15 protein-coding genes are annotated in these 13,359 nt (G+C 44.2%); 7 read left to right on the plus strand and 8 right to left on the minus strand.

The features are described 5' to 3' along the window. Nucleotides 1-29: 29 nt before the first annotated feature. Nucleotides 30-926 (plus strand): EamA family transporter, encoded by an 897-nt coding sequence (locus tag MSG34_RS13035; protein ID WP_248337780.1) that lies wholly within the window; start codon nt 30-32, stop codon nt 924-926. Between the two features lie 95 nt (nt 927-1,021). Here the strand turns inward: MSG34_RS13035 and MSG34_RS13040 are convergent, their stop codons facing one another. From MSG34_RS13040 to MSG34_RS13050, 3 genes are read right to left on the minus strand one after another with little or no spacing between them, the layout of a single operon-like run. Then, nucleotides 1,022-2,023, minus strand: a complete 1,002-nt coding sequence (locus MSG34_RS13040; RefSeq protein ID WP_248337782.1) for a GTP-binding protein — start codon at nt 2,021-2,023, stop codon at nt 1,022-1,024. After that, entirely contained in the window at nt 2,013-2,573 is a 561-nt protein-coding gene (locus MSG34_RS13045; RefSeq protein ID WP_248337784.1) for a carbonate dehydratase, read from the minus strand. The genes MSG34_RS13040 and MSG34_RS13045 overlap by 11 nt, the downstream gene beginning before the upstream one ends. 51 nt (nt 2,574-2,624) lie before the next feature. Next, nucleotides 2,625-3,080, minus strand: coding sequence for a transcriptional repressor (locus MSG34_RS13050; RefSeq protein WP_248337786.1), 456 nt, complete (start codon nt 3,078-3,080; stop codon nt 2,625-2,627). A gap of 653 nt (nt 3,081-3,733) precedes the next feature. On the opposite strand from MSG34_RS13050, the gene ihfA reads away from it, so the two are divergent. Continuing rightward, a complete protein-coding gene (ihfA, locus tag MSG34_RS13055) occupies nt 3,734-4,030 on the plus strand; it encodes an integration host factor subunit alpha (RefSeq protein WP_004734853.1) in 297 nt (98 codons plus the stop codon). 191 nt (nt 4,031-4,221) lie between these two features. Here the strand turns inward: ihfA and MSG34_RS13060 are convergent, their stop codons facing one another. After that, nucleotides 4,222-5,211 (minus strand): ABC transporter substrate-binding protein, encoded by a 990-nt coding sequence (locus MSG34_RS13060; RefSeq protein WP_248337788.1) that lies wholly within the window; start codon nt 5,209-5,211, stop codon nt 4,222-4,224. 346 nt (nt 5,212-5,557) lie between these two features. Between MSG34_RS13060 and MSG34_RS13065 the strand changes: the two genes are divergently transcribed. The 4 genes from MSG34_RS13065 to MSG34_RS13080 are packed head-to-tail and all read left to right on the plus strand — an operon-like array spanning nt 5,558 to nt 8,140. Next, on the plus strand, nt 5,558-5,863 hold the full coding sequence (locus MSG34_RS13065; RefSeq protein WP_248337790.1) for a cytochrome c: 306 nt from the start codon (nt 5,558-5,560) through the stop codon (nt 5,861-5,863). Further along, entirely contained in the window at nt 5,860-7,086 is a 1,227-nt protein-coding gene (locus tag MSG34_RS13070; RefSeq protein WP_248337792.1) for a molybdopterin-dependent oxidoreductase, read from the plus strand. Before MSG34_RS13065 ends, MSG34_RS13070 begins: the two co-directional genes overlap by 4 nt. Continuing rightward, nucleotides 7,086-7,559 (plus strand): cytochrome C, encoded by a 474-nt coding sequence (locus MSG34_RS13075; RefSeq protein ID WP_248337794.1) that lies wholly within the window; start codon nt 7,086-7,088, stop codon nt 7,557-7,559. The genes MSG34_RS13070 and MSG34_RS13075 overlap by 1 nt, the downstream gene beginning before the upstream one ends. Continuing rightward, on the plus strand, nt 7,556-8,140 hold the full coding sequence (locus MSG34_RS13080) for a cytochrome c (RefSeq protein ID WP_248337796.1): 585 nt from the start codon (nt 7,556-7,558) through the stop codon (nt 8,138-8,140). Before MSG34_RS13075 ends, MSG34_RS13080 begins: the two co-directional genes overlap by 4 nt. A gap of 154 nt (nt 8,141-8,294) precedes the next feature. Here the strand turns inward: MSG34_RS13080 and MSG34_RS13085 are convergent, their stop codons facing one another. Further along, nucleotides 8,295-9,071: a RelA/SpoT domain-containing protein gene (locus MSG34_RS13085; RefSeq protein ID WP_017059130.1), complete on the minus strand. Its 777-nt coding sequence runs from the start codon at nt 9,069-9,071 to the stop codon at nt 8,295-8,297. A 324-nt stretch (nt 9,072-9,395) separates the two neighbouring features. Between MSG34_RS13085 and MSG34_RS13090 the strand changes: the two genes are divergently transcribed. Further along, a complete protein-coding gene (locus MSG34_RS13090) occupies nt 9,396-10,049 on the plus strand; it encodes a thiopurine S-methyltransferase (RefSeq protein WP_050645308.1) in 654 nt (217 codons plus the stop codon). Nucleotides 10,050-10,164: 115 nt separating this feature from the next. Here MSG34_RS13090 and purT read toward each other — a convergent pair whose 3' ends face one another. The 3 genes from purT to MSG34_RS13105 form a co-directional block, all read right to left on the minus strand. After that, on the minus strand, nt 10,165-11,340 hold the full coding sequence (gene purT / locus MSG34_RS13095; RefSeq protein WP_017059132.1) for a formate-dependent phosphoribosylglycinamide formyltransferase: 1,176 nt from the start codon (nt 11,338-11,340) through the stop codon (nt 10,165-10,167). 167 nt (nt 11,341-11,507) lie between these two features. After that, nucleotides 11,508-12,395 carry a cytidine deaminase gene (gene cdd / locus MSG34_RS13100; RefSeq protein WP_050650073.1) on the minus strand — a complete coding sequence of 296 codons (888 nt, stop codon included), beginning with the start codon at nt 12,393-12,395 and terminating at the stop codon, nt 11,508-11,510. A gap of 286 nt (nt 12,396-12,681) precedes the next feature. Beyond that, a complete protein-coding gene (locus tag MSG34_RS13105; RefSeq protein WP_017090893.1) occupies nt 12,682-13,359 on the minus strand; it encodes an LrgB family protein in 678 nt (225 codons plus the stop codon).

Below are 13,359 nucleotides of genomic sequence, written 5' to 3' on the forward strand. Positions count from 1 at the left end.
TACTCATTCGAAACAAAGGAGGGGTCAGTATGAAAAGAAATGATTTGTTGTTAGCGGTATTCGTCATGGCGATTTGGGGGTTCAATTTCTCGATGATCAAGATGGGTGTGACCAACGTTCATCCATTATTAGCCACTGCTGCGCGTTTTTCGCTAGCGGTGATTCCGGTGATATTTTTCGTGGCGAGACCTAATGTTGCTTGGCGCTACTTAGTCAGTTATGGCTTTGTGTTCGGTGTGGGAATTTGGGGTATGGCTTCATGGTCGATTACTGCGGGTTTGTCTTCGGGGCTTTCATCGGTCTTGCTTTCAACCAACGTATTAATCGGCATGGCGGTTGGCGTGTGGGTGTTCAAGGAGAGTGCTTCTATTCGTAAATTATTGGGTGCGATGCTAGCTATGTGTGCGTTGGCGGTATTGGTATCTGCAGCTACGGGTAATGTCACCGTTAATGGCGTGATCTTGATTATGATTGCGGCGTGCAGTTGGACCTTGATGGGCGTGATTGTTAAGGCATCGAAAACCACTCAAGCTTTTGCGTTCAATGTCTGGGGGATGCTGTTTGCTCCGGTGCCATTAGTGTTATTTGCCGTGATGTTACATGGTGACCAAATTATCTGGCAGGGCATCGAACAATGGGATTGGAACACGACGACTGCGGTGCTGTTTCAGGCTTACCCAACCACGCTATTTGGTTATTGGGTATGGAATAAGTTGCTAATCCAATACCCGTTAAGCACGACCGCGCCGTTAACCTTGTTAGTGCCTATCTTCGCATTGATAAGTGGTTACTTTATGTATGACGAGGTGCTGTCTGTCGCTCAGGTTGTTGCATCAATACTGTTTCTTGTCGGGATTGGTTTGATTGTGAAACCTGCGAATGTAACGAATACCAAAGCGACACAAACACTTGCTGAACAAAAATGATTGAAGAAAGCTGCTATTGCATGAGCAGCTTTGGATGACAAATAAGCCCACTAGCTTTGGTATACAAGGCTAGTGGGCTTATTTCTTTCTATGACTTAAGTGATCATGCACTCAAGTAACTGGCTCTCAAGATCGTCGTCTATTTCTAGACCGATCACTTCTATTCTGGTTTCGATACACTCATCGAGTTCTGATTCCGTCAAGCCATCCTCTGTTAAGTTGTACCCGAAAATACCACTTTGAGTAATGAATACCGCTTTCATCCGCTCTGCTTTCAATCCAATTAAAAAGTATCTCAAACGCTGGTGGTCAAACAGTTTCTCTGCAGAGAATCGCCAACCAACGCTTTCAAAACCTTCACCTTGGTTAGTCGCTTTGATCATGCCGCTTTCTGGCATCGGTATTTCTGAAGCGAGCGGCTTTTTTTGCTGGTGATGATGATGGTGGTGCGCTTGTTGGCCAAAGAAGTTTGTATCTCCTTCGAACTCTTCAAAAGGGATTTTTCCATGGTAAGCGAAGACTAGCTTGGTATTCGGGTCGCAAATTTCAGTAACGTATTCGGCCAGCCTCTCTGCGTCGCCATCTTGGTATAGGTCGACTTTGTTACCAACTACGGTATCGGCAATGGTGATTTGCTGATTGAAGGTATCGTGATCTGCATAGCGAGAATCAGAGAGCTTCCGTGCATCGACTAGAGTCACGTTTTTCTGCAGTGATAGTACTTTACGGTAATGCTCAGAGGACAAAACTTGTAGCACTTCTTTAGGGTGACCAAGCCCTGTTGGTTCGATTAACAAACGATCGGGTTTGGCTTCGGTAAGCAGTTGATTGAGCGCGATTTGCATCGGTAAACCTGCCGCACAACACATGCAACCACCGGGTACTTCACGAATGAACACTTGTTGTGTGGTCTGGTTACCTTGAATCAAGCTACCATCAACGCCGATTTCTCCAAACTCATTCACTAGCACAGCCCAGCGTTCATTTTCTGGTTTGGTCTTCATCAGGTTGAGAATCGCAGAAGTTTTTCCCACTCCAAGGAACCCGGTAATAATGTTGGTTGGAATGCCTAACATAGGTGACTTATCAGAGCTCATTAGCAATTCTCCTGTAGCCTTGAACTAGGGTGTGGTTGGCTGATACCACAGACTCTGAAAATGCGGAGTATTCAGGCGGTACTTTGGAGATGCTATTTAAGTCAAACCCTGAGCCTATATTGGTCATTGGTGGAACATGGAAGTTTTCCGGTAAATCGAGGCCATCTACCACACAGTTGTGGCGAATGACGCAACCTTTGCCAATCACAGCATTGAATACCACCGAGTTGAAGCCAATAAAGACATCGTCACAAACTTCACATGGCCCATGAATGATAGAGCGGTGAGCGATAGAAGAGCGTTCTCCAATGGTAACCGCTGCTCCTGCTTTTGAGTGTATGACGACACCATCTTGAATATTGGTATCGCGCTGAATCACGATTGCTTCCATGTCGCCTTGTTCGTTAACCTCGTCGGCACGAATGACGGCGTAAGGGCCGATAAACACGTTATCTTCAATGATGACTTTACCGCAGATGATAGCGGTCGGGTCAATGAAGGCGGTTTCCGACACGTTCGGCATATGGCCGCTAGGGTTTCTTCTTAACATATTGAGCTCTTTAGTTTTTTAGTGCCGCTAGGCCTACCTGGAGCGGAATATTTATATATCGACGCATTCATCACATACGCAGCTAATCTCTAACTGGGGGCTTGTTACAGTAAAGCCTTCTTGCTTTGCGTGAGATTGAAGATCGCGAATGATGGAAGGGGCGATGGTTTGCTCGCTGATTTTGTCGCACTTAGAGCAAATCAAAAACTGCGGGATGCCGTGCTCATGATCGCAAAGGATATGGTCGCAAAGTATGTACTTATTAGAGACTTGCAGTTTGTGCGCTAAGTGCTGCTCTTCAAGAAACTCCAACACTCGGTAAACCGACATCGCTTGAACGTGTTGATCAAAGTGTTCCTTACAATACTCAACGATTTCATACGCAGACAGCGCTTTGTCGGCATGAACCAGTGCACGCAGTATCAACAGTCTTTTAGCGGTAAACTGTTTTCCGTTCGTTTTACAGCCTTGTTTTACGTGCTCGATGATCGCTTCGATGTCTCTCATTCAATCCACAAAATTAGTGACAATGTAGATATGTTATAACATAACAACTGACTATATGAAACGAACTTTTACTTAAACAACCTCTTAGGTGGGATCTCTCTTTTCAGGCTTACTTTGTAGATGAATAATAGCCGTTTATTGCCCATCATTTTGCATGTTGTGTCAAAGAAGCTTTCTTATAATGATTGGATTACTGATTAAAACGCCAAAAGAGAGTGGGTTGTTATAAGTGAATTCGAATTAAATTCTGAAATGATACAAATCTCATATTTAATAACGCTTAATTAGTAACCTCTGTTGAGTTCCATATCAAATCAAGTGGCTGATTTTATTGGGTATCGGAGAAAAGTCTCAAAAATTATTATTTAGATCGCTAAAGTTTTAAATTCTATTAAATGTTGTTTATATAGAATATAACTCCATTTGGAAGCTGTTGAATAGATGGTTTTTAGCTATATATGTGAATTTTGAAGCGAGTTATCTTTCTGATTTGAAAGAATAATTAAATAGTTAAGATAAAAAAGTTGGCGAAAATCAGAAGCTTGGCATACACTTTCCTTGTAAATGACCTTATCTCATTGATTGAATAGGGTAAATGCTTTGGCGCTACTCACGATAGTAGCAATGTTTAACATAGCTTTGAGGAAAGTTTTATGGCACTCACTAAGGCCGATTTGGCTGAGAACCTGTTTGAGACACTCGGATACAGCAAGCGGGATGCCAAGGAAACGGTTGAAGTGTTTTTCGAAGAAGTTCGTAAAGCACTCGAAAATGGCGAACAGGTAAAACTGTCTGGTTTTGGTAATTTTGATCTTCGCGAGAAAAACGAGCGACCTGGTCGTAACCCGAAAACTGGTGAAGACATTCCAATTTCTGCTCGACGTGTTGTTACTTTCAGACCGGGACAAAAACTAAAGGCCCGAGTTGAAAATATTAAAATCGAGAAGTAGCCAAGCAATAGACCACGCCTAGCGTGGTCTTTTTGTATCTGCATAGAGTTTAAGCGAAACGTATTTCTTTAACTTCGAGTAATCTTTGTCAAACTCTCAAACTCTCAAACTCCATCTCCTTCCTGTTCCCCGTAACGAACTTACTTTAGATGCTAAAACGGAGACTAGGCCTCTGCCTTTGAATCTTCGATCTAAAGGGCTTGTTGAACCTTGCTTGCGATCTCTTCAGACACCCAAGGCTTCCAAACTTCTGGAGAGCTTTCTAAGAAGTAATACATAGCTTCTTCTGCATCCGCTTGATTGTCTTCCATCCAAGCTAACATCTGACTCATTTTCTGATTGGTGAAACCACGTTTCTGGAAGTATTCGTAGGCAAGAGGCTGGCTCGTTGCGAAGCTCTCCGTTGTTACCGTGTGAACCGGCGCTGGTGGGAACATGGTTACTTTAGGTGATTCACAGTCAGGTTGAGTCGTGCAGTTTCGAAATTCCTCGACGTCGATACCGCTACCAAAATCAACTTTAACCATCTCATACTTACCTAGCACAGGCGTAGGCGACCAGTAATATCCAAACCATGCTTTTTTGCGTTCGTAAGCTTTCGCTATCGTACCTGCCAAAGCGGCGCCTGAGCCGGGATCAACCATTTCAAAATTGTGATCTTCTAACTTAAGCGCATCGAACAGGTGACCGGAGGTAATCTGACAAGTCCAACCCGCAGGGCAGCTATAAAACGCAAACTTCTCATCATCTTCTGGGTGTTCAAACAGCTTTGCGTTTTTAATCACACCTTCAATGGTTGTAAGCTCTGGGTACTGTTCAACAAGGTAGTTCGGGACCCAAAACCCTTCTTCACCCCCATTAACCAGCGACTTACCTGCATAACGTAACCGTTTATCCGCTACGCCTTTGTCGAGTGCTTCTTTGATTCCGTTTGTCCAAAGTTCGGGCGCGACATCTGGTTGACCTTTTTCGATCATAGAGGTACCCGTTGGTACGCTATCTCCGGGGATAAGTTGTGCGTCGCAGCCATAACCTTCATTAAGAATGAATTGGTCTACGTGTGCTATTAGGCTTGCCGAGTTCCAGTTCATATCGGCTATCGTGAACTCACCGCACTCATTGGCATGAGAAGGTAACGCTAGAGCGGAGAGCACGAAAATCGCAGATGTTTTGATATTCATATGACGAAATCCCTTTAATTGTCAAATGGTTGAAATTGTATCTAAGCAAAAAAACTTAAAGGGATAAAGAGCAATCACCCAGATATTTGTGACTTATTTGAACTGACTACGATCGGTCTGTTTTTAGGTTAGATGAGAGGAGTTGGAATAAAAGATAAACCATACATTTAAAATGGACAGCTAGAGAGTATGAATTAAGTGTATCTCATTGGCTTTTTAAATCCGTTCAGTGAAATTGAACAGAGGTTAAATCTAATTGAATTTAAATCTGCCGAGTAATTTGCTGTAATGCGATCAATAAGCAGCTAGTTAATCTATTTTGTTGATCTAAATCTAAGGAGAAGCTTTGCGTAAGTCCGCTTTAGCTTTGATGTTACTCTTTTTATCGACTGTCGCTTCGGCAGCTGAGTACCAGCAACTCGCCAATATGTGCATTGCTTGTCATGGCAGTAACAGCGACACCTCGTTTCCCTCTATCCCTAACCTTAAGTGGCAAAACCAAGTCTACCTTACTGAGCAACTGACTGACTTTAAAAGTGGCAAGCGTAAGGACAAAACGATGTCTAAAGTCGCGCAACTATTGTCAGAAGAAGACATCAAGAAGTTAGCTAATTACTTTTACCAACTGAATAACACAGGGTCACCGCAATGAGTTTAGATAGAAGACAGTTCCTTAAAGCCGCGCTTTCAGCAACCGCAGTATCTGCATTGCCGGTGTCGTGGGTATTTGCCGCGAATCGCCCTGAAGGTTTAGCAGCACTGGACATCAATGCATTAACGTGGGCAAAAGCAGAAGATCTACCGGATTACTACACCGTTTTAAATACCAACCCTTTGAATGCGTATCCGCCAGAAAGTATGCTCGCACCTGCTGTGACTCCTGTAGATGTTCCCTTTGTTCGTTGGAATGGCTTGATGCCAGATTTTACGGAGATGGCCCCAGATACTTGGACCTTCGAAGTGAAAGGTGAGTCGGTTAAACAGAGCAAAACCTACACGATAGCTGAGCTCAAATCTAAGTTTAAACATCACACGCAAAGCCTTGTGTTGGAGTGTGGTGGTAACAGCCGTAACAATTTTTATCCGAGCACTAAAGGCAATCAATGGAACAATGCTGGTGTTTATTGTTCACAGTGGACAGGTGTGTTGTTGAGTGATGTGCTTAAAGACTGTGGCATTAAAGATGATGCGGTTTATGTGGGTAACCATGGCTTTGATAAGCACTTGAGTGGTAAAGGTGAGGCGATTTCACGTGGCGTTCCTATTGCAGCGGCGATGAACGATAACGCCTTGATTGCATGGGAAATGAATGGCGAGCCAATTCCTTATCTCCATGGTTATCCGCTACGAACTGTATTTGGCGGTCGACCGGCTTCTGTTTCTCAGAAATGCACAACAGGCATCAGTATTCGAAACAAGATTCATGATGGCCACAAGATGGCGGCTCCTGCTTATCAAGTGCCTAAGAACCCAATCGCTCCGGGTGAGAAAGTGGATAACAAAGATTTCCGAATCATTGAAGAGATGATTGTGAAGTCGCTGATTACTTCTCCAAAAAGTGGGACAGAGTTTGCCCTCGGTAAGAAGGTTAAAGTCAGTGGTCATGCTTGGGCTGGGTTAAGAACTGTTGAGAAGCTGCAAGTGAGTTACGACTACGGCACCACTTGGCATGATGCAAAGCTGAATAAGCCGGTAAACAAGGGCGCGTGGCAACAATGGGAAGCCGATCTAGACCTTCCCATGACAGGCTATTATGAGATCTGGGCGAAGGCGACCGATAGCGAAGGCGATAGCCAGCCAGTCGTGCAACCGCAATGGAATCCGAAAGGTTACCTGTTTAATGGTTGCCACCGTATCGCAGTAAGAGTGTCGTGATGCTGTCTATTTCCAATAAGCCTATTGATGACCGTTCATTTCATACAGACTCAACTCCTGTAAGCAAACGCAGTTACCGTAAAGGCATAATGAGAGCGGCATTGGTGTGTAGCTTATTAACGTCGATGCTTGTTCATGCTGAAGACATTCCAGAGAACCCAAAAGAGTACTATGGCGTAGATAAAGCGTCGGGGCTGATCATGGCACCCGGTTGGGAGACCGTGAAAGGGCAATGTAACGCCTGTCATACCAGCTTAATCGTTGCTCAGAACAGCGGCAACAGAGCGCAATGGCGTGAAACCATTCAGTGGATGGTCGACACTCAAGGGCTGTGGGATCTGTCTGATACTTGGGATCCGGTATTGGATTACCTCAGTACCTACTATCAAGACAAAGGCATCGATATGAACAAGTATCGTCGCAAGCCTATTGATAGCGCTTTGATGCCACCTATGCCGGGAGAGAGCCAATGATCATCAATCGATTAAAACGGACCTCTCTTGTGAATGGAATTGTGGCGAAAGGAGCTGTTGTTAATAGAGCTATTGCTAATAGAGTTACTGCAAATAGAGCTATTGCGATAGCCGCTGTATCAGTAGTTTTGTTGTTGTCGGCGTGTACTGATGAACAGCCGAGCACTGAAGATAAAGTTGCCTCGCGAGTCGAATCATTAGGAATAGAGTCGGAACCAGTGTCGAAGACTAAAGCGGAAGCTAAAACTGAGGTTGAAACGCTTGTCGATAGCAAGGTAATCACCAACGATTACATACCTAGCTTAGTGTCAGGTGAGAAGTTGGTTCAAAATCTATGTAGCCAGTGTCATGGCGACAAAATTATTCCCTTCGTACAATCTTATCCAAACATCAAAGGTCAGAAAGCGGGGTATATTCTTAAACAGCTGCGTGATTTTAAAAGTGATGAACGCCAAGATTTGTACATGCAGTCTGTGGTCAAACACCTTTCAGATGAAGACCTACAAGACGTAGCCGCGTTCTATGGTACGTTGAAGCCATTGGACTTATACAATCGCACTAAAGAGTATTATCACAAGTAGGTGAGCTTTCTCTGGGAACACTAGTTAAGTTGGTCTCTACGAGGTTCGGTGGGTAAAACAGTAGATAACGATAAGCAAAACAATAGATAAAACAAAGGGCTGCGATTATGCAGCCCTTTGTCGTTCTTGTTTATGATAATTGTTTAGTCAGTGACTAAGCCGCTTTAATGTGCGTTGTGATGTACGGTTGCCATGCTTGTTGGTAAAGCTCTAAAGATTGGCGTCTTAGGCTATTAATTTGTGCCGCTTCGATATCGTTGATTGGGCGATGTTCTGCAATTGCGTGACGCTCAATGCCTTGGATAATTTCGTACAGCTCGTGCTCAGGACCACTTTTCACATCAGCAATTGCTTTTAAGTGAAGTTGAACCTCTGCAATGATGTTGGTTTTAGGTAAACGAACCAACAAGTTAAGGTCACGGTAGCCAGAGTCAGCTGGTGATTTAAACTTGTTTTTCAGCTTAACAACGTCTGCTTCACGGCTTAACGCTTCGTAAACTTCAACCAAGCTCTCGACATCGTTTGCGATGATAGTTGCACGGGCTAAGTCGGTAATTTTTGTCACATCACCATCAAGCTCAAGGGCGATTTTTTCTTCTGCACGAGCTTGAGATTTAACGCCAGCAAATAGCGCTTCAGAATTGGTGAGTAGGGCAGTACTTTTACAGATAGTTTCTAGTTCAGCTTGGCCTTGATGCGCTTTGCTGTACAGAATATCGAAGTCGGTGTAAGGCTGAGTCGGGCGTGAGTCGAAGGCTTTGATGCCGTAAAGGCCGCTCAAACTATGACGGAATACGTTTGAAGATACTTGGTTTTGCGCAGGAGTGCGCGTTTGATCAGTTGAACTTGTTGAAACAGGTGCTGCTGCGAATGCAGGCGCTCGGCTCAATACCAAAAGCATTAGGGCCGTCGTACGGAGAAATACACTCATTCAAACTCCAAAATACAAGGTTACAAAAAACGGGTAGTCAAAAGGGGTAACCAGTAACGCACAAGAGTAAAAACAGCTTAACTAAACTCACTACATATTAAATGGGGCTAGCTAAGACAGAAACCAACTCTAACGTTTAATATTGCTTTAAAATGTGAAGATATAGACAAATAATCCAACCGTTAGTTCCGCAATTATCAGAACTTTGAACTAAGCCAGTTTCTGATTTTATCGAAAGCAATTTGGTACTTTAAACCAAGCTAAGGTTGCTCTTACCTCTCTATACTGTACCCTTGCATTATGACTGTTTAACATGAACGAAAGATGAATAATCCTGAATTTTGGCACAATAAATGGGCAGCCAACCAAATTGGTTTCCACCTCGAAGATGTAAACCCACTTCTGATTAAATTTTGGGAAAAGACTGAGCCTAGCTACGAGAAGAGTGTGTTTGTTCCACTTTGTGGTAAAAGTGAAGATCTGATTTGGCTAGCTTCAAAGCATGAAGATGTTCAAGGTGTCGAGTTAAGCCAGATTGCGGTTCGCGCATTTTTTGCAGAGCACCTTTATACCCCGACTGTGACTCAAATTAGCGGTCAGCACGAGCTCTACCAATTCGATGAACTGAACATCTACACAGGCGATTACTTCACGGCGCCAATCCAGCCTGTCGATACCATTTATGATCGCGCGTCTTTAGTCGCATTGCCTGAAGAGATGCGAGTGCAGTATGTAGAGCGTTTGAAACAACTGCTGAAACCGGGTGGTAAGATCCTTCTGGTGACTCTGGATTACGACCAAAACGAGATGGCGGGGCCTCCGTTTAGCGTACCTAAGTTAGAGATTGATCAATTGTTTGCAGGATACAAAATCACATTGTTGAACCAAGATATAGCGGACGATGAACATCCGAAGATTGTTAAGAAGGGCTTGTCTCGCTTCAGTGAAGAAGTGTATTTGATTGAGTCAGACGCTTAAGTTCCGTCTGCTTAGTTAAGCCAACAGATAACACCAACAAAAAGACGGGCTCGATAGCCCGTCTTTTTTTACTGTTCAGATTTGAACTCGTGATTGTTCAGGATTGAATAGCTGGTTAGTAAATCACTTTTACTTTTGACGCGCTCTCAATTGCATCTTCAATCGCTGTCTCAGTGCTGTTGCGACGAGTAAGCGCCACACCTAGACGACGGCGGCCATCGATATCAGGCTTACCAAACAAGCGAACCTGCGTTTGTGGTGCGTCTAGCGCCTCTGTAAGACCTTCAAAACGAATGTTGGTTGAAGTGCCTTGGCCAAGGATAACCGCTGATGCACACGGGCCGTATTGCGTGATGGACTTGATCGGCATACCAGTAAAGGCACGTACGTGCAGTGCGAATTCAGATGAGTCTTGAGACATCAATGTCACTAAGCCAGTATCGTGTGGGCGAGGGGATACTTCGTTGAAGATAACGTGATCGCCTTTAACAAACAGCTCGACACCAAAGATACCGTGACCACCTAGTGCGTTAACCACTTGTTCAGCCGTGTATTGCGCGGCTTTAAGTGCGTTGTCTGACATCACTTGTGGCTGCCATGATTCACGGTAATCACCGTCTTCTTGGCGGTGACCGATAGGCGCACAAAAGTGAACACCGTCGACTGCGCGAACGGTAAGTAGCGTAATTTCGTAATCGAAGTCGATGAAGCCTTCAACGATTACACGACCCGCGCCAGTACGACCGCCTTCTTGTGCGTAGTCCCAAGACTTCTGAATGTCTTCTTCTGTTTTGATAACGCTTTGACCTTTACCTGAAGAGCTCATTACTGGCTTAACAACGCAAGGCATGCCGACGAATTCAACAGCGGCTGAGAAATCTTCAAAGGTGTCTGCAAAGCGGTAAGGAGAAGTGCTCAGTTTCAACTCTTCTGCAGCTAGACGACGGATACCTTCGCGGTTCATCGTTAGCTTGGTCGCATTCGCAGTTGGAACGACATTTAAGCCTTGCGCTTCTAGCTCTACCAGTTTGCTGGTGGCAATAGCTTCAATTTCAGGAACCACATAATCTGGCTTTTCTAGTTCAATGATCGCTTGAAGTGCATCGCCGTCTAACATGTCTAATACATGGCTACGATGCGCAACTTGCATTGCTGGTGCGTCTGCATAACGGTCACAAGCAATAACTTCCAAACCTAAACGTTGGCACTCGATAGCAACTTCTTTGCCGAGTTCACCTGAACCTAATAGAAGTACACGAGTAGCATTTTCACGAGTAGCAGTACCAAACATAGAAATTCCTTCCGATCTTTTGAACGATTGATTGAAAACGGGGTGATCATACTTATTTCAATGACAAAAGCAAACGTTTGCGCAAGTTGTTGCGTTAATTACAGGCATAAAAAAAGCAGCCCTGTTAATTAGGGCCGCTTATTTAAATTTTTGTTAATTATATGTACTTAGATTGCTAAGTAAGTCACTGGAATGTCGGGATTAATCGCTTCTAATGTAGATTGCGTGTCCGCTAGGTGACTGATGCTACCTTCCGCGATTTCAACCAAAGCAGCACTTTCAATTTGTTCGAAATCGAAGCCAGCTAGTTTAAGTTGAATTAACGCGACTTGCAGAGGTGGTAGGCTCGGGTTGAACGCTGCATTTTCTGCGTAAGCACCCGTGAAAATCTCACCTGACGTCAGTTGTAATGAAACACCACTTAGGTTTTTGGTGTAAGGAGCATGGCTGCGGTTTAGTGCTGCTAGCGCCTCTACAACAATAGGTGCTGTTTCTTCGGTCGTGTACTTATGATCAAGCTTTGTCATTAGGCCAGTTGTCACACCTAAATCAGCAGGGCCGAACGAGTCTGGTAGGTACTCTTGCAGAGACATTTCATCACGTTGTGGAAGCTGAACTTTAAGTTCTTTTGCTGTTGTCAGTTCGTTCATGAATTGACGACAGTGACCACAAGGACTGAAGTTGATGGTGATATCTGAGATACCTTGCTCGCCTTTCATCCAAGCGTGGCTGATTGCAGATTGCTCAGCGTGAACGGTTTGACCAAGTTGAGCTCCAGCAATTTCAAGGTTTGCACCAAAATACAGAGTACCAGACAAACCACGCACGATTGCACCAACATAAAAGTCAGATAACGGAGCGTAAGAATACGCTGCGGCAAAAGGAAGTAGCGCAATACGTAGTTCGTCATCCGCTAGACCACTTGCTTGCAGTAGGCTAGCAAATTGTTCTGGAGACAATGTCGCGTCAAAGTTGTCTGCTAATACGATGTCACTCAAAAGCGCTTTCATTGATGATGGAGCACTTTCCAGCGCCAGGGTAATACGACTGTTCATGTTGAATCCTTAATTGACCTTAGGCTTTAAGTTTATGCATTGCTCAGGAATTTTCTGTGATAAAGATCACTATTGAATTGTTGCTGTTACATTGGTTTGCATAATTAGAGTGAGGTCACACTTGAAATCGATTACAAGAGCCATTTATACAGCTGATATCGCACTTAGTGCTCGTAAAAGACCGTGACTTGACTGCTATTGCTAAATAAATGCGAATAAAAAGCCCAAACAGACACTGTAATAAACAGCATTCTGGTTGGGCTGAATCGCGTAGTGATCGTTTAGGTTAAGAATAGAACCAAACCACGAGCGAAAATATACTCGGTGCGATGATCGAGGTAATGACGCCACAAAGCACAAGAGCCAGAGAACTGAATGCTGCATCTTCCTGATTCTTTTCCGCACAAGTCGCGGTGCCTAAAGCGTGAGACACGGTACCCATGGTTAAACCTCGTGCAATAGGGCTCTTAATACCAATGAGATTGTAGATTGGGTAAGCAAAAATTGCCCCAAATAGACCCACAATCAATACCAATATTGCCGCAATCGCTGCTTCACCACCTAAATGGCTCGATACTTCCATTGCAATTGGCGTGGTGACTGATTTGCCTAACAAGCTCGCAATCAAAGTTAAGTCCGCTTTAAATGCTACTGCGATTAATGCTGTTGTTGTCATCGACATCACACTGCCTAGCGTGCAAGCAAAGGTAATGATGCGCCAGTTGGCTCTGATTTGAGGTAGCTGTTCATAAAGTGGGTAAGCAAGTGCAACAACCGCAGGCTGAAGCATGTAGGTAATCCAGGTGTTGTCGGCATAGTAAGTTTCAAACGGTACTCTGAAGAAGGTGAGAATCGGAATGATGATACCAATGCTGATTAGCAGGGGATTACAAAGCGGCGAGTTTACTTTTTGACTTACCCAGCGAGCAAACAGGAATACCACGATGGTGAGTAGAATCCACAT

The organism is Vibrio sp. 1CM2L, from assembly GCF_023161695.1.
GTDB lineage: Bacteria > Pseudomonadota > Gammaproteobacteria > Enterobacterales > Vibrionaceae > Vibrio > Vibrio coralliirubri.